This window comes from Xanthomonas protegens, assembly GCF_038442435.1.
In the GTDB taxonomy this organism is placed as follows: Bacteria; Pseudomonadota; Gammaproteobacteria; order Xanthomonadales; family Xanthomonadaceae; genus Xanthomonas_A; species Xanthomonas_A sontii.
The window spans coordinates 114,928-136,008 of record NZ_JAQJCQ010000015.1 but is presented as its reverse complement, the minus strand read 5'-3'; the positions used below and the strand labels follow the sequence as shown (position 1 = coordinate 136,008).

The 21,081-nt window shown below is 71.1% G+C and carries 18 protein-coding genes; 7 read left to right on the top strand and 11 right to left on the bottom strand.

Annotated features, from left to right (window positions below; all coding sequences use genetic code 11):
• Positions 1–387 precede the first annotated feature (387 nt).
• Entirely contained in the window at positions 388–1,635 is a 1,248-nt protein-coding gene (locus PIQ37_RS16795; RefSeq protein WP_342074326.1) for an efflux RND transporter periplasmic adaptor subunit, read from the bottom strand.
• A 250-nt stretch (positions 1,636–1,885) separates the two neighbouring features.
• Here PIQ37_RS16795 and PIQ37_RS16790 point away from each other — a divergent pair, with 250 nt between their 5' ends.
• From PIQ37_RS16790 to PIQ37_RS16770, 5 genes are all read left to right on the top strand, one after another.
• Positions 1,886–2,788, top strand: coding sequence for an ABC transporter ATP-binding protein (locus PIQ37_RS16790; protein ID WP_342074325.1), 903 nt, complete (start codon positions 1,886–1,888; stop codon positions 2,786–2,788).
• Positions 2,785–3,570, top strand: coding sequence for an ABC transporter permease (locus PIQ37_RS16785; RefSeq protein WP_342074324.1), 786 nt, complete (start codon positions 2,785–2,787; stop codon positions 3,568–3,570). The genes PIQ37_RS16790 and PIQ37_RS16785 overlap by 4 nt, the downstream gene beginning before the upstream one ends.
• Before the next feature lie 100 nt (positions 3,571–3,670).
• The gene (locus PIQ37_RS16780; protein WP_342074323.1) at positions 3,671–4,870 is read left to right on the top strand and encodes a sensor histidine kinase; all 1,200 of its coding nucleotides are present in this window, start codon (positions 3,671–3,673) and stop codon (positions 4,868–4,870) included.
• A 52-nt stretch (positions 4,871–4,922) separates the two neighbouring features.
• Positions 4,923–5,525: a response regulator transcription factor gene (locus PIQ37_RS16775; RefSeq protein WP_026143841.1), complete on the top strand. Its 603-nt coding sequence runs from the start codon at positions 4,923–4,925 to the stop codon at positions 5,523–5,525.
• 103 nt (positions 5,526–5,628) lie between these two features.
• Positions 5,629–7,320, top strand: a complete 1,692-nt coding sequence (locus PIQ37_RS16770) for a sensor domain-containing diguanylate cyclase (protein WP_342074321.1) — start codon at positions 5,629–5,631, stop codon at positions 7,318–7,320.
• A 77-nt stretch (positions 7,321–7,397) separates the two neighbouring features.
• Here the strand turns inward: PIQ37_RS16770 and fhuE are convergent, their stop codons facing one another.
• The 3 genes from fhuE to PIQ37_RS16755 all read right to left on the bottom strand — a co-directional run bounded on the left by fhuE (position 7,398) and on the right by PIQ37_RS16755 (position 11,607).
• The gene (fhuE, locus tag PIQ37_RS16765) at positions 7,398–9,563 is read right to left on the bottom strand and encodes a ferric-rhodotorulic acid/ferric-coprogen receptor FhuE (protein WP_342074320.1); all 2,166 of its coding nucleotides are present in this window, start codon (positions 9,561–9,563) and stop codon (positions 7,398–7,400) included.
• 380 nt (positions 9,564–9,943) lie between these two features.
• Positions 9,944–10,513: a cytochrome b gene (locus tag PIQ37_RS16760; protein ID WP_342074319.1), complete on the bottom strand. Its 570-nt coding sequence runs from the start codon at positions 10,511–10,513 to the stop codon at positions 9,944–9,946.
• Positions 10,510–11,607, bottom strand: coding sequence for a catalase family peroxidase (locus tag PIQ37_RS16755; protein ID WP_342074318.1), 1,098 nt, complete (start codon positions 11,605–11,607; stop codon positions 10,510–10,512). The genes PIQ37_RS16760 and PIQ37_RS16755 overlap by 4 nt, the downstream gene beginning before the upstream one ends.
• 210 nt (positions 11,608–11,817) lie before the next feature.
• Between PIQ37_RS16755 and PIQ37_RS16750 the strand changes: the two genes are divergently transcribed.
• The gene (locus tag PIQ37_RS16750) at positions 11,818–12,768 is read left to right on the top strand and encodes a calcium/sodium antiporter (RefSeq protein WP_267105977.1); all 951 of its coding nucleotides are present in this window, start codon (positions 11,818–11,820) and stop codon (positions 12,766–12,768) included.
• 154 nt (positions 12,769–12,922) lie between these two features.
• On the opposite strand, the gene PIQ37_RS16745 is transcribed toward PIQ37_RS16750, so the two are convergent.
• From PIQ37_RS16745 to PIQ37_RS16720, 6 genes are read right to left on the bottom strand one after another with little or no spacing between them, the layout of a single operon-like run.
• Positions 12,923–13,294, bottom strand: coding sequence for a Na+/H+ antiporter subunit G (locus tag PIQ37_RS16745; protein WP_342074317.1), 372 nt, complete (start codon positions 13,292–13,294; stop codon positions 12,923–12,925).
• Positions 13,291–13,575, bottom strand: coding sequence for a K+/H+ antiporter subunit F (locus PIQ37_RS16740; RefSeq protein ID WP_017908201.1), 285 nt, complete (start codon positions 13,573–13,575; stop codon positions 13,291–13,293). The genes PIQ37_RS16745 and PIQ37_RS16740 overlap by 4 nt, the downstream gene beginning before the upstream one ends.
• Positions 13,572–14,075 carry a Na+/H+ antiporter subunit E gene (locus tag PIQ37_RS16735; protein ID WP_010341382.1) on the bottom strand — a complete coding sequence of 168 codons (504 nt, stop codon included), beginning with the start codon at positions 14,073–14,075 and terminating at the stop codon, positions 13,572–13,574. Before PIQ37_RS16735 ends, PIQ37_RS16740 begins: the two co-directional genes overlap by 4 nt.
• A 1-nt stretch (position 14,076) precedes the next feature.
• Positions 14,077–15,639, bottom strand: coding sequence for a monovalent cation/H+ antiporter subunit D (locus PIQ37_RS16730; RefSeq protein ID WP_342074316.1), 1,563 nt, complete (start codon positions 15,637–15,639; stop codon positions 14,077–14,079).
• Positions 15,636–16,001, bottom strand: coding sequence for a Na+/H+ antiporter subunit C (locus tag PIQ37_RS16725; protein ID WP_342074315.1), 366 nt, complete (start codon positions 15,999–16,001; stop codon positions 15,636–15,638). Before PIQ37_RS16725 ends, PIQ37_RS16730 begins: the two co-directional genes overlap by 4 nt.
• Positions 16,001–18,832, bottom strand: a complete 2,832-nt coding sequence (locus PIQ37_RS16720; RefSeq protein WP_342074314.1) for a monovalent cation/H+ antiporter subunit A — start codon at positions 18,830–18,832, stop codon at positions 16,001–16,003. Before PIQ37_RS16720 ends, PIQ37_RS16725 begins: the two co-directional genes overlap by 1 nt.
• 451 nt (positions 18,833–19,283) lie before the next feature.
• Between PIQ37_RS16720 and PIQ37_RS16715 the strand changes: the two genes are divergently transcribed.
• Complete coding sequence (locus PIQ37_RS16715; RefSeq protein WP_342074313.1) at positions 19,284–20,219, top strand: NAD-dependent epimerase/dehydratase family protein; 936 nt, start codon at positions 19,284–19,286, stop codon at positions 20,217–20,219.
• A gap of 123 nt (positions 20,220–20,342) precedes the next feature.
• Here PIQ37_RS16715 and PIQ37_RS16710 read toward each other — a convergent pair whose 3' ends face one another.
• A complete protein-coding gene (locus tag PIQ37_RS16710; protein WP_010341389.1) occupies positions 20,343–20,825 on the bottom strand; it encodes an Mpo1 family 2-hydroxy fatty acid dioxygenase in 483 nt (160 codons plus the stop codon).
• Between the last annotated feature and the right edge of the window lie 256 nt (positions 20,826–21,081).

The window sequence follows — 21,081 nt, the reverse complement described above, 5'->3', positions numbered from 1 at the left end:
GGATTCGCGGAAGGGGCATCCTGCCCCTGCCGCGAACGGCGCACATCCATGTGCGCCGCCCTTCGGGTTTTTCCCCGGTCCATCCGCCGCTGCGGAAGGGAACCCGGTAAATCAAAAGCAAGAACAACGGCAACGGCGGTGAAGCAACAGCAGAAGCAACGGCAGAAGCAACGGCAGAAGCAACAGCGACGGCGTCAATCGGGTACTCGTTTCCCCATGGCAACTGCATCGCGGGGATCGGGAAGCAGAAACAAGCACTTCAACAGCAAATGCAACAACTGGAGCTTGATCGGTTCGGCTACAGCAGGCGCAGCTGGAACTGACTGCATCAGACAGCTGCGATGTCGAGGCGCTGGTGCAGCGCGCAGTGCGCCCTCGTGCGTTGCGCTACTGCGCCGCGGCCTCCGCCGTCTTCACCTGCATGCCGGCATGCAAAGCCTCCGGCGGATCCAGCACCACCGTGTCGCCCGCGGCCAGGCCGGACAGCACCTGGCGGTCGTCGCCCAGGGCGATGCCGGTCTTCAGCGCGCGCTGCTCGACCGTGTTGTCCTCCTTGACCGCGAACGCCACGTCCTGGCCCTCACGCTTGACGATCGCCGCGCCCGGCACCCGCACGCCCTGCGGCGTGTTCTGCGCCTGCGGCTGCGGCGCCTCCAGGAAGCTGACCCGCACGCCCATCTCCGGCACGATGCGCGCGTCCTTCTGCTTCAGCGCCACGCGCACCTTCACCGTCGCCTTGCCGCGGTCGGCGGAGGGGATGATCGCGATCACCTCGGCCGGGATCTTCCAGTCCGGATAGGCGTTGAGCACGGCTTCCACCGGCATGCCCGGCTTGACCCGGCCGATGTAGGACTCGCCCACCTCGACCTCGATCTCCAGCGAATCCATGTCGACGATGGTGCCGATGCCGGTGCGGGTGAAGCCGCCGCCGGCCGACAGCGGCGAGACGATTTCGCCCGGCTGCGCCGCCTTGGCGGTGACCACGCCGGAGAACGGCGCACGCACGATGGTGTTGTCGACGTTGAGGTCGGAGATCGACAGCTGGTTGCCGGCCACAGACACATTGCGTTGCGCGTTCTGCAACTGCGCACGCAGGGCGTCGCGCTGCGCCACCGCCTGCTCGTACTGCGAGCGCGAGACCAGTTGCTGGCCGGCCAGGGTCTGCAGCCGCTGCGCGTCGGCATCGGCCTGGCGCACCTGCGCCTGCATGTTGGCGACCAGGCTGCGCGCCGCCTCCAGTTGCGAGGCCGACAGCACCCGTTGCGCGTTGGCGTCGATCGGATCCAGCGTCGCCATCACCTGGCCTTCCTCCACGCGCATGCCTTCCTCGATGCGCACCTCGCGGACCTTGCCGGTGATCTTGGCCGACACCGTGGCCATGCGCCGCGCCACCACATAGCCGCTGGCGTCCAGCACCGAGGCGCTGCTGCTGCCGGGGGCGATTGCCACCACCGCGGCGGTGCGCACCTCCAGCGGCTTGCTGCGGCCGAACAGCCACCAGCCGCCGGCGCCCAGGGCGAGCAGCACCACCAGCAGCACCACGGCGATCCACAGCCCGCGCCGCGACGGCGGCTCGCTCGGCGGCGCCTTGCGGTCGATACGGAGTTCCTTGAGCAGGTCGGAGGAAGTACTCATCGTGTCCTTGAACGAAACGGTCGGCGCGCTGCAGTGTGCGAGCCGCCGGCCGCCGTGGGCATGGCCGGAAGTCACTTTCTGCGATGCGCTGTAGCGGGAGAACGCCGCCCCTCGGCGTGGATCGCAGCATGCGGCAATCGTGCGGGGGCTGCCAGTGACAGATGTCATCCACTGCAGCTGACGCGCCGCACTGGGCGGCGACGCCGCCGCGGCGCAGCCTAGGCACTCCCTGCCACCACCGGAGTGTCCCATGCCCGATCACGATGCGTTGCCGCTGGCGCAGCTCAGCGGCGTCCACAAGCGCTACGGGACGCTGGTCGCGCTCGACGGTGTCGACCTGCAGCTGCGGCCCGGCCAGTTGCTGGCGCTGCTGGGCGCCAACGGCGCCGGCAAGAGCACTGCGGTGAGCCTGCTGCTCGGGCTGCAGACGCCCGACGCCGGCAGCGTGCGCCTGTGCGGGCAGGATCCGCGGGCGCTGGCCGCACGCCGCCAGGCCGGGGCGATGCTGCAGACCGCCGGGCTGCCGGACACCCTGCGCGTGGGCGAACTGCTGCTGCAGGCGCGCGGTTACTACCCGCAGCCGCGCAGCGTCGCCGACTGCGTGGCGCTGGCCGGGCTGGATGGCTTGATGGCACGCCGCTACGGCCAGCTGTCCGGCGGCCAGCAGCGCCGCGTGCAGTTCGCGATGGCGATCTGCGGGCGGCCGCGGGTGCTGTTCCTGGACGAGCCCAGCACCGGCCTGGACATCGAGGCGCGGCAGGGCCTGTGGCGGGCGATCCGCGAACTGGTCGCCGACGGTTGCGCGGTGCTGCTGACCACGCACTATCTGGAAGAGGCCGAGGCGCTGGCCGACCGGGTGGCGGTGCTGCAGCGCGGCACGCTGATCGCCGAGGGCAGCGTCGCCGAGCTGCGTGCGCGCTTCGAGCAATGCACCATCCGCTGCCGCAGCGCGTTGCCGGCGGCGCAGGTGGCGCAGTGGCCGCAGGTGCGCCGCGCCGAGAGCCGCGACGGCGTGCTGGAGGTGGTCGCCGAACCGGCCGAGCCTGTGGTGGCGCGGTTGCTCGCCAGCGATCCGGCGCTGGCCGCGCTGGAAGTCCGTCGCGCCGGCCTCGCCGATGCCTTTCTCGCCATTACCCGTGCGGAGGCCGCATGAACCCGATCGATCTGTCCATGTCTTCCCCGGCGGCCGCCTGGTCGTTGCGCGACCAGGGCGCGCTGCTGCTGCGCGAGATCCGCTACGAGGTGCTGCGCTGGCTGCGCGCGCCGTCGTTCGCCTTGCCCACGCTGCTGTTCCCGCCGCTGTTCTATCTGCTGTTCGGGGTGCTGCTCAATCATGGGCGCCACGACGCGGCGGTGTACCTGATGGCCAGCTACAGCGTATTCGGGGTGATGGCGCCGGCTCTGTTCGGGTTCGGCGTCGGTCTGGCCCTGGACCGCGAGCGCGGCCTGCTCGCGCTGAAGCGGGCGATGCCGGTGCCGCCGCTGGCGCTGCTGCTGGCACGCACTGCGCTGGCAATGGCCTTCGCGCTGGCGATCGGCGTATTGCTGCAGGCGTTGGCCGCGCTGCTCGGCGGGGTGATGCTGACGCCGGCGCAGCGGGTCGGGCTGCTGCTGGTGGACGTGCTGGGCACGCTGCCGTTCTGCGCGATCGGGCTGGCGCTGGGCGCCTATGCCGGCGGCAGCGGCGCACCGGCGCTGGTCAACCTGATCTACCTGCCGATGGCATTCCTGTCGGGGCTGTGGATCCCGCTGCAGCTGCTGCCGGCGTGGCTGACCACGCTGGCGCCGCTGTGGCCGTCCTATCACCTGGGCCAGTTGGCGCTGCGCGTGGTCGGGCAGGGCGACGGCCACGGCAGTGCCGGCCATGTCATCGCGTTGCTGGCGGTGACGGTGGTGTTCTACGCACTGGCGCAGCGGCGCCTGCGCCGCGGCTGATGGTGCGCCGTGCCGATCCCGGCGTCGCCGCGCGGTTTCGCGCGTCGGCGCCTTCGCTAAGCTATGCGCTGCGGCGGCCGCGCCGCCCTGGGAGCCCGACGTGATCGCCTTGCTGCACGCCTCGCCCGACTCGCTGATCGCCCGCCGCATCGGCTGGAGCTCGGCCAAGTCCAGCACCCACTGGTTCGTGTGGCTGTCGCTGGTGTGGTCGATCTGGCTGTTCGTCACCCCACTGTACGAGCCGTACTACTTCCGCAACTGGTTCCCGCCGACGCTGGCCAGCTATCTGGTGTTCCTGGCCCTGTACTACGTGGCCTACTACCTCCACCGCCGCTACCTGCCCTGGTGCGTGGCGGGCATGGCGGCGCTAGCGTTCGTGCTGTTGCCGTACAACCCCGGTGCGCAGTGCTACATCATCTATGCCTGCGCCTTCCTGGCGTTCTGCCTGCCGCCGGTGCGGGCGGTGGCGGCGATGCTGCTGGTGCTGGCCCTGTTCGCGCTGGCCTGGACGATGCGCGGCTGGTCGCCGCTGTACATGGTCAGCGCGGTGGTGGTCGGCCTGTCGGTGGGGCTGATGAACATCAGCTTCGAGCGCCGTGCGCGCGGCGAGGCGCAACTGCGCCTGAGCCACGAGGAAGTGCGGCGCCTGGCGGCGGTGGCCGAGCGCGAGCGCATCGGGCGCGACTTGCACGATCTGCTCGGCCACACCCTGTCGCTGGTGGCGCTGAAGTCGGACCTGGCCACGCGCCTGCTCGCCCATGACGCCGCCGCGGCGCAGCGCGAGATGGAGGAAGTGGGCCAGGTCGCACGCGAGGCGCTGAGCCAGGTGCGGCGTGCGGTCAGCGGCATCCGCGCGGCGCAGCTGGCGGCGGAGATCGCCTCGGCCAAGCTGCTGCTGGAGTCGTCGGGGGTGACCTTCCGCTACCAGGTCGAGGCCTTGCCGCCGTGCCCGCAATTGGAAACGGTGTTCGCGCTGGTGCTGCGCGAGGCGGCCACCAACATCCAGCGCCACGCGCGTGCCAGCCACGCGCAGTTGCGGCTGTGGTGCGAGCGCGGCCAGGCCCTGCTGGAACTGCGCGACGACGGCCGCGGCGGCGCGCTGCAGCCGGGCACCGGGCTGAGCAGCATGCGCGAGCGGCTGGAGGCGGTGGGCGGCAGCCTGCGCATCGCCTCCGAGCGCGGCCTGGGCACCTGCCTGGTCGCCGCCGCGCCGTTGCCGCGGGTCGAGGCGGCGATGCCGGACGCCGCGCCGGCGGCGCGGATGCAGTCCCCGGCGGACCAGGACGCCGCGCTCGGCTGAGCGCCGGCCCGGCCCGGGCACTACAATGGGCCGACAAGGACCGGGGGGTGCCGTGATTCGTTTAGTGCTGGCGGAGGACCAGGCAATGGTGCGCGGTGCGCTGGGCGCACTGCTGGGCCTGGAAGCGGATCTCGACCTGGTCGCCAGCGCGGCCGACGGCGAAGCCGCCTGGCGCGCGCTGCAGGCGCATGCGCCGGACCTGCTGGTCACCGACATCGAGATGCCCGGCCTCAGCGGCCTGGAGCTGGCCCAGCGCATCCAGCGCCAGCAACTGCCGGTGCGCGTCATCATCGTCACCACCTTCGCCCGCCCCGGCTTCCTGCGCCGCGCGCTGGACGCCGGGGTCGGCGGCTACCTGCTCAAGGATGCACCGCCGCAGCGACTGATCGAGGCGATCCGCCAGGTGCACCGCGGCGGCCGCGCGATCGACCCGGAACTGGCGCTGGAAGCCTGGTCCGAGGCCGACCCGCTCAACGACCGTGAGCGCCAGGTGCTGCGCCTGGCCGGCGAGGGCGCCTCGGCCGGCGACATCGCCACGCAGTTGGGGCTGTCGTCGGGCACGGTGCGCAACTACCTGTCCGAGGCGATCGGCAAGCTCGGGGTCGGCAACCGCATCGAGGCGGCGCGGCTGGCCCGGCAGAAGGGCTGGCTGTGATGCGGCGCGCGGTTCGGCCTGAAACTTGCATGGCCCCCTGCGCTTGACTGCGCAGCGCAGTGCAGGGCGCGCGCGGCCTTCCTTCCTCCCATTGGCCAACGCCATGCCCTCCACCACGATCAACCGCTATGGCGTGCCGCTGGCCCTACTGCTGCTGTTGGGCATCAGTGGCGGCGTGCTGGTGGGCAGCGAGCGCTTTCTCGCCGATGCGGCCGCGGTGCAGCGCAGCCATCGGGTCATTGCCGAGATCAACGGCCTGCAGCTCAACCTCGCCGACTGCGATGCCTCGCTGCGCGGCTTCCTGCTGCTGGACAGCCGCGAACACCTGGCCGATTTCCGGGCGTGCCAGCGCGCCCTGCCGCCGCGGCTGCAGCAACTGGCCACGCTGCTGCAGGGCAACCCCGCGCAGCAGCAGCGGCTGCAGGAGGTCCAGGCGCAGATCGAGGCGCGCATGCGCGACAGCGCGCTCGCCGTGGCCCGCTTCCAGGGCAGGGCGGCAGGCATGCGCAAGCCGGACCCGGAGCGCGCCCGCCAGGGCCGCCTGATGTCGCAGGCGATCCGGCGCAGTACCGACAGCCTGGTGCGCAGCGAGCGCGCGGCGCTGGCCAGCAGCGCCCGCTCCACCGCCGCCAACGCCGACCTGCTGCGCCGGCTGGCGGTGATCGGCATCCCCACGGTGTGCGCGCTGACCCTGGGCCTGTACCTGCTGCTGCGCCGCGAGATCGGCCGCCGCAGCCAGGCCGAGCAGCGCGGTCACCATGCCAATGCGCTGCTGGTGGGCACCGTGCAGCAGATGCAGCGCACCGAACAGGATCTGCGCACGCTCAACCGCTGCAGCCGCGGACTGCAGAGCTGCGTGCAGCAGGACGAGGCGGTGGAGGTCGCGCGGCAGGCGCTGGAGCGCCTGCTCGGCGATGCCGGCTGCAGCGTGTACTGCACCGATGCGGCGGGCGAGCAGGCGGTCTGTGTCGCGCACTGGGGCGAGGATGCGGTGTGCGCGCCGTCGCTGTCGCTCAGCGGCTGCGAAGGCCTGCGCCGCCGCGCCACCCAGATCCAGCGGCCCGGCGCCGCGCCGGCCTGTGCGCACGCCGCCGGCGTGGCACGCCATGGCACCTGCGTGCCGATGATGGTGCAGGGCGAGCCGCTGGGGCTGATCCATCTGTCCAGCCGCGATCCGGCCGTGCTCGAACGCCTGCCCCTGGTCGAGGTGGTGGCCGAACAACTGGCGATGGCGCTGCACAACCTGCAGCTGCGCCAGCGTCTGCGCCTGCAGTCGATCCGCGATCCGTTGACCGGGCTGTACAACCGCCGCTACCTGGAAGAGTCGTTGCTGCGCGAACTGGCGCGCTGCGAGCGGCGCGACCAGCCGCTGGCGCTGATGATGCTGGACCTGGACCACTTCAAGGCGCTCAACGACCGCCTCGGCCACGCCGGCGGCGATGCCTTGCTGGCGGCGTTCGGCCAGTTGCTGGCCGGGCTGGTGCGGCCGGAGGACATCGCCTGCCGCTACGGCGGCGAGGAGTTCACGGTGATCCTGCCGGGCGCCGCCGCCGACGTGGCGCAGCGCCGCGCCGAGCAGATCCGCGCCGCGGTGGCGAACCTGCAGGTGCAGCACCAGGGCGAGGCGTTGCCGCCGGTGACCGTGTCGATCGGCGTGGCTGCCTATCCGGACCACGGCCGCAGCACCGAGGAACTGCTGCGCTGCGCGGATGCGGCCCTGTACCGCGGCAAGCGCAGCGGCCGCAACCGGGTCGCTGCCGCCGGCGACGCGCCGCTGCGCATCGCCGAGGCCTAGGGCGCCTCCATCCCCGTGCAGGCAGTGCCGCGGTCGCGCGCCTGCGGCGTGTCAGTGTCCGGGGGCGGCCTGCCGGCTCAGAACGACCAGCTGAAGCTCAGCGTGCCGTTGCGCGGTTCGCCCCAGGCGCCGTAGCCGTAGATCTGCGCGTAGTAGCGCTTGTCCAGCAGGTTGTTGAGGTTGAGCTGCACCGAGAAGGCCGGCGACAGGCGGTAGCGCGCGAAGGCACTGACCAGCGCGTAGCCGCTCTGCGCGAAGCGGCCGTAGGTGGCATCGACGTAGTAGATGCGGTTCTGCCAGTTGACGCCGCCGCCGACGGTCAGTTCGCTCAGGCTGCGCGGGGTGTAGCTGCTGTAGAGCTTGAGCGTGGTCTGCGGCAGTTGGCTGTTGATGTCGGCGCCGGCGACGTCCTTGGCCACGTAGCGCGAGGCGCCGAAGGTGGCGTTCAAGCCCGGCGCCAGCTCGCCGTTGAGTTCCAGTTCGAAACCGCGGCTGACCGTGCCCTGCGCGGCGACATAGGCGGTCTCGGTGGTGCCCTGCACGAATCCGCTGGTGGACTGGGCGACGTTGTCTTGGTCGATGCGGAACACCGACAGCGCGGCGTTGAGGCGGTCGTCGAACCAGGCGCCCTTGATGCCGGCCTCGTAGCTCTTGCCGATCACCGGGTCCAGGTAGGCGCCGCCGGCGGTGCGCGCGGTCTGCGGCTGGAAGATGTCGGTGTAGCTGGCATAGACCGACCAGACGTCGTCCAGCGTGTACACCAGGCCGGCATAGGGCGTGGTCTTCTCCTGGTGCAGCACGTAGCCCACTCCGCTTTCGGCACCATCCACCTTCCAGTCGGTGTAGCGCGCGCCCACGATCAGCTTCAGCGGATCGGCCAGCGACAGCCGCGCCGCCGCATAGCCGGCCTTCTGGGTGACGGTGCCGCGGCTGAACTCGCTGAGCGGCGACCAGGCCGGTTCCGGATAGGCGCCGGTCCATCCCAGGTAGCTCGGCAGCGGCGCGGGGAAGTCGAAGGCGCCGGTGTTCACGTAGCGGCGGCGGTTGTAGCTGAGCCCGGCCATCAATTCGTGCTCGCGTCCGCCCAGCTGGAACGGGCCTTCGGCGTAGGCGTCCAGGCCGTCGACCTTGCGTCCGGTGATGTAGTAGCCCGAATACGGCACCACGCCGGCGCCGGTCTGCCGGTCGAAGCCGTAGATCGTGTAGTACGGGTAGAACAGCTTGTCGGTGACATCGGTCTGGTCGTGGGTGGCGTTGAGCTTGAGCTGCCAGCCGTTGCCGAAGGCGTGCTGCAGGGTGGCGAAGGCGCGCTTGCTGGTGGTGTCCCAGAACGTCCAGTCCGCGGCCGGGTTGAACCAGCGCGGATAGTCGGTGCGGCTGCCGTCGGCGTACCACAGCGGGAAGCCGCCCCAGGTGACGCCGTCGGACTGCTTGTTCTGGTAGTCGTAGCCCACGCTCAGCTGCGTGTCCGGGGTCAGGTCGGCATCGATCACCGCATAGCCCAGCGACTTGCGCTGGCTGTAGCGCTGCACGTATGAATCGGTATCCAGGTAGCTGCCGATCACCCGGGCGCGCACCGTGCCGCTGGCGTTGAGCGGGGTGGTGACGTCGACCGTGGAGCGCGTGCGGCCCCAGCTGCCGGCGCTGACGGTGACGCTGCCGGTGAGTTCGGCGCTGTCGGCGTGCTTGCGGATCAGGTTGACCGAGGCCGAAGGATTGCCGGCGCCGGTGAGCAGGCCGGTGGCGCCGCGCACCACTTCCACGCGGTCGTACAGCGCCAGGTCCAGCGCCGAATCGCCGTAGCTCCAGTTCTGCACCATCGTGGTCGGGATGCCGTCGAACTGGTAGTTGTCGATGTAGAAGCCGCGCGCATAGAACTCAAAGCGTTCGCTGTCCGAGCGCGTGCTGGACACGCCGGTGGTGTTCTCCAGCACGTCGATGATGTCGTCCAGGCCCTGATCCTCGATGCGCTGGTGGCTGATGATGCTCACCGACTGCGGGATCTCCCGCGGCGCCAGTTCGAAGCGGGTGCCGGCGCTGGTCTTGCGCACGCTGTAGCCCTCGGCGCGCTCGCCCTTGACGCTGATCTTGTCGAGGGTGGTGACGTCGCGTTCGGTGTCCTCGGCGCTGTCGGCAGCAGACGCGGCCGGTGTCGCCGCGAAGGCCGGCATGGCGGCCAGCAGGCAGGCCACGGCCAGGGCCGAACGGCGCGGGAAACGACAGGTGGGGGCAACACGGGACATCGCGGACTCCAAGGCAGCAGGCAGGGCCATCGCCGGCGCGGATGCGGCGCCGGACGACGATCGAGGATGAGCTGGCTTGGCGCGTGGGCCCGCAGGCCGGCAGGCGGCTACGGAACATCGGCACTGGCTGGCGCGGTCGCGGCGCCGGATTCCAGGGGAACGATCGGTGCGCGGGAAAAACAGGGCCGGACGGGCGCGCCCGTCCGCCGACAAGTGTAACGGCGGCCTGGGGCCGCGACCATGTCGGCGCCGACACAAACGCGTGGCGCGGCCCGGATGCAGCGCGATCCCGCGCCGGCCGGTGCAGGCGCGGAGGCCAGCGGCGCTGCGCGCATGCGCGGCAGCGAATGCGGCGCCGCGCGTGCGTGCCGTCGGCTGGACTACGCCTCGTCGCGGCGCACGGATGGCGCCGCCGCGCCGCGCGCCATGCTCGAGAACACGCCGTCGCGGCGCACCCAGGCATGGAACAGCGCCGCGCACAGGTGCGCCAGCACCGTGGCGAACAGCAGGTAGGCCAGCCAGCCATGCGCGCTGCGCAGCCAGGCGTACAGCGCCGGGCTGTGCGGGGCGATCGGCGGCAACTGCACGCCCGGCCACAGCACGATCGGGTAGCCGCCGGCCGAGAGCATCGACCAGCCGAGCAGCGGCATCGCCAGCATCAGCGCGTACAGCAGCCAATGCGAGGCATGCGCTGCCGCTTTCTGCCAGCGCGGCAGGTCGGCCGGCAGCGGCGGCGGCCGGTGCATCAGGCGGTTGCCCAGGCGCACCAGCACCAGCAACAGGATGGCGATGCCCAGCGGGCGATGCAGGTTCAGCAGCCAGGGCCGCTGCGACACCGAGGCGACCATGCCCACGCCGACGAACAGCATGGTCAGGATCATCGCCGCCATCAGCCAGTGCAGCACGCGCGCGAGCAGGTTGAAGTGCGCGGAGCGGTCGTCGCGGTTCATTGCGCACCTCCGTGCGGCTTCCCGGTGGCATCGGGCGCCTGGCCGCGGGCGATCTCGCGCTCGCGGCGGTTGAAGGACTGCGAGTACACCGCCGAGCGCGCGGCCAGGATCGGATCGTCGGAGCCGGCGATGCCGTGCGGCAGGATCAGCGGATCGTAGTTGAGGTCGCGGCACGGCCCGGTGGCCTGCGGCTCGGCATGGTCCAACACCAGGGTGCCGGCGACCACCTGCTGGCGGTCCTGCGGCCACGGCTGCGAGGGATCGTCGACCGGGTCGCCGGGTGCGGCCACGGTCAGCACCAGGTCCCAGCGCAGCGGACCGCGCGCCAGCCGCGCCTGCAGGTCTTCGCTGAGGAAGTCGGCGTCGGCCTTGGCGCGTTGCTCGGCCGACAGCGGCGCGAACGGGGTCTGCGGGCGCATCGACCAGCGCACCGCATGCGTGCTGCCATCGGCGGCGGTGAAGCGGAACGCGTTGACGCCGTTGTACTGGGTGTTGGCCCAGCTGTTGGACCATGGTGCGGTCTTGGCCCACTCCTGGAACTTCTTCGCTTCCGGATAGCGCTGCAGGAACGCCGCCATTTTCGCCGGGTCCGGCTTGCCGGTGGCCGGATCCGGCCGCGCGGCCAGCGTCTGCGCCATGAAGCCCTCGGTGCTGGCGACCACGAAGAACGGGAAGCTGTTCATCGCCGTGCGCCATTCCTGGCCGTCGTCGCTGCGCAACTGCAGCGCCATGCTGCGCACGCGGGCGGCGCCGTCGGCGCCGTGCGGGTCGCCGCCGCCGATCGACAGGCGGCCCAGCACCGGCACCGAGGATTGCGCGAACACCCGCGCCGAGGACAGCGCGCTGCCCTGGCCGTTGCCCTGGAAATGGCCGCTGACGCACACGCCCTTGCTGTGCGCACGGCGGAAGCCCGGATGCGGCGGGCCGCCGGCTTCGATGGCGTCGGTCATGCGCTGCGCGGTCAGCCGCTGCGGGCCGCCGAGCCAGCCGGCGCTCCAGGCGAAGGCGGCGGCGAGTGCCGCGGCGATCGCGGCGATGCCGGCCAGCGCCAGCCAGGGCCGCCGCGGCGGCGGCGTGGGATCGGGACGGGACACGGGGCGGCTCCTGTGGCGAAGGCGAGGGGAGGGGCGCGGTCGGGCGCGGCAGGCGATAGCAGACACGGTCGGGCATGAACGCAGTGCAGTGGCGGCGGGCTGCGCGCGGGACTGGCCGCCGCAGCGTGCCATGCCCGGGCGGGCACGACCACGGCGGCGTCATCGGCCCTGCGCATAGAATCGCCGCATCTTGCGGGCAGGGAGTCGGCGATGGCCGGTGCGATCGGGTTGGTGCTGTTGGGGCTGGCGTTCCTGGCGCTGGGCGGGGACTCGATCGTGAAGGCGGCCTCCGGCCTGGCGCAGCGCTGCGGCGCCTCGCCGTTCGTGGCCGGCTTGCTGCTGGTGGCCTTCGGCACCTCGCTGCCGGAACTGGCGGTCAACGCGCGCGCCTACGCCGCCGGCGCGCAGGACCTGGCGTTGGGCAACGCGATCGGCAGCAACCTGGCCAATCTCGGCCTGACCCTGGGCCTGGCCGCGCTGGCGGCGCCGCTGCTGCTGCGCACGCGCCTGCTGCCGCCACTGCTGGTGCTGCTGACCCTGGCGACGCTGGCGCTGATCGGCTTCGGCCTGGATGGTGCCATCTCGCGCGCTGAGGGCGTGGCGCTGCTGCTGGCCTTCGTCGGCGTGGTCGCGTTCCTGCTGTTGCGCGCGCGGCATGAACCGGCCGCGCGCCAGCTCGGCGTGTCCGGCTACGCGGTGACCCGCACCGGGCTGGTGCTGAATCTGCTGCGCCTGCTGATCGCCCTCGTGCTGTTGAACGCCGGCGCCAACCTGGTGGTGGAACACGCGCCGCGGCTGGGTGCGGCCTGGGGCCTGTCGCCGCTGCTGGTGGGCCTGCTGCCGGTGGCGATCGGCACTGCGCTGCCGGAAGCGGCCGCCGCGGTTGCTGCCGCGCGCCGGGGTCAGGGCGATATGGTGGTCGGCCATGTGCTGGGCTCGAGCCTGTTCAATCTCCTGGTGGTGATCGGCGGCATGGCGGCGCTGCGGCCGCTGCCGTTGCCGGCTTCCTTCGTGCGCCTGGAACTGCCGGCGGCGATCGCGCTGGCGGTGGTGCTGTACCCGATGCTGCGCGGCGACATGCGCTTGAGTCGCGGCGAAGGTGCGGTGCTGCTGGTGGCGTTCCTGGCGTGGGTGGGACTGGAGCTGGCGTTGCTGGCTTGAGGGCCGGGAGTGGGGATTTGGGAGTGGGGATTGGAAAAAGCGGCTGGCCCCACGGTACGCACCGGCCTCGCTCGTAGGAGCGGCTTCAGCCGCGACGGGCGTTCCCGGTAAAGCCTGTCGCGGCTGAAGCCGCTCCTACGAGGTACCCGATGCGCTACGGCCCGTCCGGCTGCTCCGGCGGCGGCAGGCCTTCCTGGTCGGCGTGGTCGCTGCCCGGCACCTGCGGGCGCTGTTCCAGCATCAGCGACAGCGCCGCCTTGGCCATCATGTGCGCGCTGATCGGCGCGGTGATGAACAGGAACGCGGTGATCAGCAACTCGCGCGGCTGCGGGTCCTGGCCCAGGAACAGGTGGTAGCCGACCGAGGCCAGCAGCACGCAGCCCACGCCCAGGGTGCTGGCCTTGGTCGGCGCGTGCAGGCGCTTGAAGAAGTCCGACAGCTTCACCAGCCCCAGCGCGCCGACCAGGATGAAGAAGCAGCCGACGATCAGCAGCAGCGACAGGCCGACCTGCAGCACGCCGATCATTCGACGATGTCCCGGCGCAGCACGAACTTGCTCAGCACCACGGTGCTGCCGAAGCCGAGCATGGCGATGATCAGCGCCGCCTCGAAATACACCGGCGAATCCAGGTACATGCCGAACAGCATCAGCTCGGCGATCGCGGTCACCGACAGCGTGTCCAGCGCCAGGATGCGGTCGGGCACGGTCGGCCCGCGCAGCAGCCGCCACAGCGCCAGCAGCATCGCCAGCGCCACCACGTGCATGCACACGACGATCGTGGTCTCGATGAACATGTGGCTGGTCATGGGAAGATCTCCATCAACGGCGCTTCGTAGCGCGTCTTGATCTGCCGGATCACGGTCTCGGCATCGTCCAGGTGCAGCACGTGCACCAGCAGGTACTTGCGGTCGTCCGACAGCGCCGCCGACACCGTGCCCGGGGTCAGGGTGATCATGCTGGTCAGCGCGGCGATGCCGTGGATGTTGGCGATGTCCAGCGGCACCCAGATGAAGCCGGGGTGGATGCGTTTCTCCGGGCCGAGTACCTGCAGCGCCACCACCACGTTGGAGCGCACGATGTCCCAGGCCGCCACGCACAGCATCTTCGGCACGGGGCGCAGCGAGCCGATGCGCGCGAACTCGCGGTCCAGGCGCGCGGCGAACAGCGGCACCGCCACGCCCAGCACCGCGCCCAGCAGCACCTGGCCGAGACTGAAGCTGTCGCTCATCAGCAGCCAGAACGCAGTGACGGTCAGGCTCAGCGGCCAGGACGGGAACAGGCGGCGCGACCAGGGACGGGCGGACATGTCAGGGCTCCCGCAGGATCGGCGCGGTGCCGCGCAGCTGGGTGGTGTAGTCGGCCGGGCGCAGCAGTTGTGCGGCGGCGTCCTCGCTGTAGCGCAGCAGCGGCCCGGCGGCCACGGTCATCGCCACGCCGTAGCCGAGCAGCAGCACGGTGGCGGCGGTTTCCAGCGGCCGTGCCGGCGCCTTGCGCGGTGCCGGGCGCGGCAGCTCCACGGTGCCGTCCTCGGCCGTGTCCTGGTCGCCGGGCACGCGCCAGAACAGGCGCACGCCGCCGCGGGTCAGGCCCATGATCACCATCAGGCTGCTGAGCAGCACCGCCGCCCACACCGGTGCGGTCAGCCCGCCCGGCGTCGCGCTGAGGATCGCGACCTTGGCCAGGAAACCGGACAGCGGCGGCAGCCCGGCCACCGAGATCGCTGCGATCAGGAACAGCACGCCGGGCACGGTCTTGCCCGGCAGCGGCGCGATGATCTCCTTGCGGTCGCTGGCGCCGCCGCGGCGGCGCCGGATCAGGTCGGCGATCATGAACAACGCCGCGGCGACGAAGCTGCTGTGCGCCAGGTAGTACAGACCGGCGCCGAGCGTGCCCGGCGCATCCAGGGCGAAGGCCACGAACAGTGTCGCCGCCGACACGATCACCAGGTAGCCGATCAGCACCCGCAGGCGCACCGCCGCCAGCACGCCCAGCGCGGCCAGCAGCAGCGTCGCCAGGCCCAGCCACAGCAGCCAGTCGCGGCCATAGCCGTCCAGCGCCTGCGCCTGGCTGCCGAGGATCAGCGTGCTCACCCGCAGCACCGCGTACAGGCCGACCTTGGTCATGATCACGAACAGCGCCGCCACCGCCGCCGGCGCGCGCGCATAGGTTTCCGGCAGCCACAGGTACAGCGGCAGCAGTGCGGCCTTGGCGCAGAACACCAGCAGCAACAGGCCGAACGCGGCCTTGATCAGCGCCACGTTCTGCGGCGGTGCCTGCGCCACGCGCTGCGACAGCTCGGCCATGTTCAACGAACCGAGCAGCGCGTACAGCAGGCCCAGCGCGATCAGGAACACGGTGGAGGAGGTGACGTTGAACACCACGTAGTGGAAGCCCACGCGCAGGCGCAGGCTGCGCCCGCCGCTGAGCAGCAGGCCGTAGGAGGCGATCAGCATCACCTCGAAGAACACGAACAGGTTGAACACGTCGCCGGTCAGGAACGCGCCGTTGAGGCCGACCAGTTGGAACTGGAACAGCGCATGGAAATGCGGTGCGCGCCGGTCCCAACCGGCGCAGGCGTGCAGCAGGCAGGCGCCGGCGAGCAGGGTGGTGGTCGCCAGCATCCATGCCGACAGGCGGTCGGCCATCAGCACGATGCCCAGCCGCGAGGGCCAGTCGCCGAGCAGGTAGGCATGGACCTGGCCGTCGCTCACCTGCACGCACAGCGCCAGCACCGCCGTGGCCAGCGCCGTCATCGCGGTCCAGGCCACTGCGCGGCGCACCTTGCGACCGTAGCGGCGGTGCTCGGCGAACAGCGATAGCGCCGCGCCGAGCAACGGGATCAGGATCGGCAGGATCAACAGATGGGTCATGGCGCCTCCCCATCGGCGGGGTCGCGGTCCGGGCGCGCATCGACGTGGTCGCTGTGGTTGTCGCCGCGGCTGCGCATCGCCAGCACGATGCTCACCGCGGTCATCGCGAAGGCGATCACGATCGCGGTCAGCACCAGTGCCTGCGGCAGCGGGTCGGCGTGCTCGGCCAGGGTCGGGGCGATGCCGTCGCGCAGCACCGGCGCCTTGCCCTGCACCAGCCGGCCGCCGGCGAAGATCAGCAGGTTGGTGGCGTAGGACAGCACGGTCATGCCCAGGATCACGTCGAAGCTGCGCGCGCGCAGCACCAGGTACACGCCCACCGCGGTCAGCACGCCGATCGCGCTCGCCAGTGCCAGTTCCATCAGTGCATCTCCCCGGTGATGGGCGAACGCCGCGCCGGATCGATCTGCCCGCGCTGCGAATCGCGGGTGCGCGAGGGCTTGATCGTGCCCATCATCGACAGCGTCAGCATGGTGCCGCCGAACACCACCAGGTACACGCCGGTATCGAAGACCAGCGCGCTGGCCAGCGGGACCGTGCCGATCAGCGGCAACTGCAGATCCAGATGGCCGCTGGTCAGGAACGGCACCCCGAACAGCATCGAGGCCATGCCGCCGAGCGTGGCCAGCAGCAGGCCCAGGCCGATGCAGCGGATGTAGTCGAAGCCGAAGCGCGACTCCACCGAGGCCGCGCCCTGGATCACGTACTGCATCAGCAGCGGCACCGCCAGCACCAGCCCGGCGATGAAGCCGCCGCCGGGCGCGTTGTGGCCGCGCAGGAACAGGAAGATCGACACGGTCAGGGTCAGCGGGAACATCAGCTGCGCCAGGTCGGCCGGCACCGGCAGCTTGATCGGCGGACCGGGCATCACCTTCTCCGGCGCCATCCGCGCGCGCCGCAGCAGTGCGTGCACCACCAGCGCGGCGATGCCGAACACGGTGATCTCGCCGAAGGTATCGAAGCCGCGGAAGTCCACCAGGATCACGTTGACCACGTTGCGGCCGTAGGCTTCCGGCAGCGCGCGCTGCAGCAGTTCGCCGGCCATCGTCGTCGCCGGCCGGGTCATCACCGAATACGCCAGCAGGGCCATGCCGCCGCCGGCGACGATCGCCAGGGCCGCATCGCGCCAGCGGCGCCAACGCCGCGGTTCCGGCGGCGAGGCCTTGGGCAGGTAGTTCATGCCCAGCAGCATCAGCACCAGGGTCACCATCTCCACCAGCAACTGGGTCAGCGCCAGGTCCGGCGCGGACAGGAACACGAACACCAGGCTCACGCCCAGCCCGCTGCCGCCCAGCACGAGCACCGCCAGCAGCCGCTGCTGGTACAGGAACAGCGTGGACAACGCGCAACTGAGGATCAGCAGCCACAGGCCCCAGCCCAGCAGCGGCATCCCCTGCGGCGCCGGCCACTGCTGCCACAGCGGCGGCGCGTGCAGCAGCGGCGCGGCCACGACGACCACCGCGGCCAGCACCAGCCAGCGCAGGCTGCGCTGCAGGCTGCCGTTGGCGAGCAAGCGGGTAAAGCGGGCGGCCACGCCGAACAGGGTCTGCACGTGCCAGTGGAACACGCGCTTGCCCAGCGAGCGGCGCACCTCGGTGTACAGCGCGGTCAGCCGGCGCAGCCCGAAATACAGCGCCACGCCGCCGACCACGCCGGCGATGCTCATCGCCAGCGGTGCGTTCCAGCCGTGCCACACCGCCAGGCTGTAATCGGGCAGGGCGTTGCCGAGGATCGCGCCGGCAGCGCTGCGCAGCACCGGCGCCACGGTCAGCGCCGGCACGATGCCGACCGCCACGCACACCAGCACCAGGATCTCCACCGGAATCTTCATCCAGCGCGGCGGCTCGTGCGGCATCGTCTGCAGGTCGCGCGGGCCCTTGCCGAAGAACGTCTCGTAGACGAAGCGCAGGCTGTAGGCCACGCCGAACACGCCGGCCAGCAGTGCCGAGGTCGCGGTGAACACGCGCATCGCCGCCGGGCCGTCGGCACCCAGCGCCTCGGCGAAGAACATCTCCTTGGACAGGAAGCCGTTGAGCAGCGGGATGCCGGCCATCGACAGCGAGGCGGTGATCGCCAGCGCGCTGGTGATCGGCATCCAGCGGCGCAGGTTGCCGAGCCGGCGCATGTCGCGGGTATGGGTTTCGTGGTCGATGATGCCGGCGGCCATGAACAGCGAGGCCTTGAACACCGCGTGGTTGAGGATGTGGAACACGCCGGCCACCACCGCCATCGGCGTGGACAGCCCGAACAGCATGGTGATCAGGCCCAGGTGCGAGATCGTCGAATACGCCAGCAGGCCCTTGAGGTCGTGCTGGAAGATCGCGAACCAGGCGCCGGTGAGCAGGGTGATCGCGCCGATGCCGCTGACCGTGTAAAAGAACAGGTCGCTGCCGGCCAGCGCCGGATGCAGCCGCGCCAGCAGGAACACGCCGGCTTTCACCATCGTCGCCGAGTGCAGGTACGCCGACACCGGGGTGGGCGCGGCCATCGCGTGCGGCAGCCAGAAGTGGAACGGGAACTGCGCGCTCTTGGTGAAGATGCCGAGCAGGATCAGCCCCAGCGCCCATGGATACTGTGGGCTGGCGCGGATCACGTCGCCGGCGGCGAGCACCGCGTCGAGCTGGTAGCTGCCGACGATGCGTCCCAGCAGCAGCACGCCGCCGAGCAGCGCCAGTCCGCCGCCGCCGGTGATCACCAGGGCCATGCGCGCGCCGTCGCGCGCGTCCTGGCGGTGCGACCAGAAGCCGATCAGCAGGAACGAGCTGATGCTGGTCAGTTCCCAGAACACCATCAGCAGCAGCAGGTTGCCGGCGATCACCATGCCCAGCATCGCGCCCATGAACAGCAGCAGATAGGCGTAGAAGCGCGCCGCGTTCTCGCGCGCGCTGAGGTAATAGTGCGCGTACATCACCACCAGCGCGCCGATCGCCAGCACCAGGCCGGCGAACATCCAGGCCAGGCCGTCCAGGCGCAGCGAGAACTGCAGGCCGATCTGCGGCAGCCAGGCGTGGTCGGCACGGACGATGCCGCCGTCGAGCACCGTGGGCGTCAGCGCGCCGAGCACCGCCAGGCCCGCCAACGGCGCCAGCGCCGCGGCCCAGGCCAGGGTGGCGCGCGAGCGGTGGCGCAGGGCGACGACGGCCGCCGCCATCAGAAACGGCAAGGCCAGCAGGAGGTCGAGGGCTGGGATCATGCAGGGAATACGAGATTCGCGAGCAGGAGCCCGAGTGTAACAGGCGCGTCACGGCGGTGGCCGGCGCGGGAACGGAAGGCGTGCACGGTCATGCCGACAGCGTAGCGGCGGGCAGGTGATGCGCTTGCGAGTGCGGGTGGGATGAGGGCGATCGAACGTTGGCGCTGCGCGATGTACCAAACGCCATGCGCACCACGCGGCGCGCTTGCGTGTGGCGCAAGCATTGCCATGGGTGAGCGCGTTCTGCAGCGCATCGCGCGTCGCTCTCCATCCGGGTGCTGGTGCGTGCGGCCCGGGCCAGGTCGCCGGTGCGCTTGGCGATCGTTGGCGGCTGCGTATGTCCGCGCCACGCGTCGCCTTGTCCGCCTCCACCGGCCGTGGCATGCCGTGCAGCGTGCGGATGCCGCGTGATTCCAGCCGCAAACGGCGGCGCACGCACTATCCTGTGCCGATGACCGATTCGCTCGCCGCTGCCTCCGCTTCTCCGACGACCGTCGCGCCACCGCGCATCGCGCTGGTGTTCGGCGGTAGCGGCCAGATCGGCGAGCGCCTGCTGCACCGCCTGCTGGCCGACGGGTGGGAAGTGCATGCCTACTCCCGACAGGCGCGCGCGGCGCACCCCGGCCTGCACTGGCATGCCGGCGAACTCAGCGCGCTGCAGGCGCCCCCGGTGGCGGCCGACGTGGTGTTCAGTTGCGGGCCGCTGGATGCCTTCGCCGACTGGTATCGGCGCGCGCCGGTCGCCGCCGCGCGCGTGGTCGCCTTCGGCTCGACCAGCCTGGAGGTCAAGCGCGACTCGCTGGACGCCGCCGAACGCGACGTCGCCCGGCGCCTGCGCGAGGCCGAAGCCATCGTGTTCGCGGTCGCCGCCGAACGCGACGCGGCGGCGACGGTATTGCGGCCGACCCTGGTGTATGGCGCCGGCCGCGACCGCACCCTCAGCGCGATCGCGGCACTGGCGCGGCGCACCGGCTGGTTCGTGCTGCCGCGCAGCGCCAGCGGCCTGCGCCAGCCGGTGCACGTGCAGGACCTGGCCGACGCGGCGCTGGCGGTGCTGGCGCATCCGGCCACGCACGGGCGCAGCTACGCCCTCGGCGGCGGCGAGACGTTGACCTACCGCGAGATGGTGCGGCGGGTGCTGGCCGCGCTGCGGCCGCCGGCGCGGTTGCTATCGCTGCCGCATGCAGCGTTCGCCTTGGCGCTGACGCTGGCCCACGCCTGTGGCCGCCTGCAGGGCATGAACCGCGCCGCGCTGCAGCGCATGCGCGAGGACCTGGCATTCGATCTGCAACCGGCGCAGCAGGATTTCGGCTACGCGCCGCGCGCCTTCGCGCCGGATGCGGCGATGTTGGGCCTGGACCTTGGCGACGCGGCGACGCCGGGCTGACGCAACGTCGCCCACTCGCCAGCTGGATGTGGAGGGCGCGCAGGCGCCGCGGTGGACGAGGGACGCTGGACTTGGGCAGCGCCCGCGCGCGCCTGTGCTGGGTCGTCGCGTGGGTGGGTGCGCTCAGTAGCGCCAGTGCATGCGCCGGTACAGCTTGGCCAGCACCCAGGCCGGGCCGATCAGCAGATAGGTCAGATCGGTGAGGAAGCTGGGGCGGTGGCCTTCCAGCGCGTGTCCGATGAACTGCGCGATCCAGGCCACCACGAACACGCCGATCGCCAGCCACAGCAGCCCCTGCAGGCCCAGGTGCGCTTCCAGCAGCCGGCACAGGCAGCCGCAGAAGAAGAACGCCGCCAGCATGCCGTAGCCCAGCGGGCGCGACAGGCGGTTGTAGTACATCCACGCCGCGAACATGCCCAGCGCCGCCCACAGCCCGCTCTGGAACAAGGTGCCGCCGACCGGGATGCACCACAGCAGGGCCACCACCGACCACAGGATCGCCGGCACCGCGACCACATGGATGCGCTGGTTGGCGGCATTGCGGTGATCGTCGGAATAGCTGGCGAAATAGCGGTCGATCGGGCGCGCGTAGGCGGTGGTATCCATCTTCCCTCCCAGGAACCGCTCCAGCATAGCGCCATCGCCGGCGCGATGCGGAGACACCGCGCGGCGTGTCGGGCTTCTAAAACTAAAACTTCGGGAAGCATCTCGTAGGAGCGGCTTCAGCCGCGACGGGCCTCACCGGGGACGCCCCGTCGCGGCTGAAGCCGCTCCTACAGGTGCAACTTGCAGCCGGCTCGATCGAGCCGGAGGCAGGCATGAGAGACGCTTTTTTGCGTTTCGACGACCAGCGTCTGGAATG

Coding starts and splice junctions, on each gene's coding strand:
- PIQ37_RS16795 (WP_342074326.1), bottom strand. CDS start 1,635: ATGAGTACTTCCTCCGACCTGCTCAAGGAACTCCGTATCGACCGCAAG.
- PIQ37_RS16790 (WP_342074325.1), top strand. CDS start 1,886: ATGCCCGATCACGATGCGTTGCCGCTGGCGCAGCTCAGCGGCGTCCAC.
- PIQ37_RS16785 (WP_342074324.1), top strand. CDS start 2,785: ATGAACCCGATCGATCTGTCCATGTCTTCCCCGGCGGCCGCCTGGTCG.
- PIQ37_RS16770 (WP_342074321.1), top strand. CDS start 5,629: ATGCCCTCCACCACGATCAACCGCTATGGCGTGCCGCTGGCCCTACTG.
- fhuE (WP_342074320.1), bottom strand. CDS start 9,563: ATGTCCCGTGTTGCCCCCACCTGTCGTTTCCCGCGCCGTTCGGCCCTG.
- PIQ37_RS16760 (WP_342074319.1), bottom strand. CDS start 10,513: ATGAACCGCGACGACCGCTCCGCGCACTTCAACCTGCTCGCGCGCGTG.
- PIQ37_RS16750 (WP_267105977.1), top strand. CDS start 11,818: ATGGCCGGTGCGATCGGGTTGGTGCTGTTGGGGCTGGCGTTCCTGGCG.
- PIQ37_RS16745 (WP_342074317.1), bottom strand. CDS start 13,294: ATGATCGGCGTGCTGCAGGTCGGCCTGTCGCTGCTGCTGATCGTCGGC.
- PIQ37_RS16740 (WP_017908201.1), bottom strand. CDS start 13,575: ATGACCAGCCACATGTTCATCGAGACCACGATCGTCGTGTGCATGCAC.
- PIQ37_RS16735 (WP_010341382.1), bottom strand. CDS start 14,075: ATGTCCGCCCGTCCCTGGTCGCGCCGCCTGTTCCCGTCCTGGCCGCTG.
- PIQ37_RS16730 (WP_342074316.1), bottom strand. CDS start 15,639: ATGACCCATCTGTTGATCCTGCCGATCCTGATCCCGTTGCTCGGCGCG.
- PIQ37_RS16725 (WP_342074315.1), bottom strand. CDS start 16,001: ATGGAACTGGCACTGGCGAGCGCGATCGGCGTGCTGACCGCGGTGGGC.
- PIQ37_RS16720 (WP_342074314.1), bottom strand. CDS start 18,832: ATGATCCCAGCCCTCGACCTCCTGCTGGCCTTGCCGTTTCTGATGGCG.
- PIQ37_RS16715 (WP_342074313.1), top strand. CDS start 19,284: ATGACCGATTCGCTCGCCGCTGCCTCCGCTTCTCCGACGACCGTCGCG.
- PIQ37_RS16710 (WP_010341389.1), bottom strand. CDS start 20,825: ATGGATACCACCGCCTACGCGCGCCCGATCGACCGCTATTTCGCCAGC.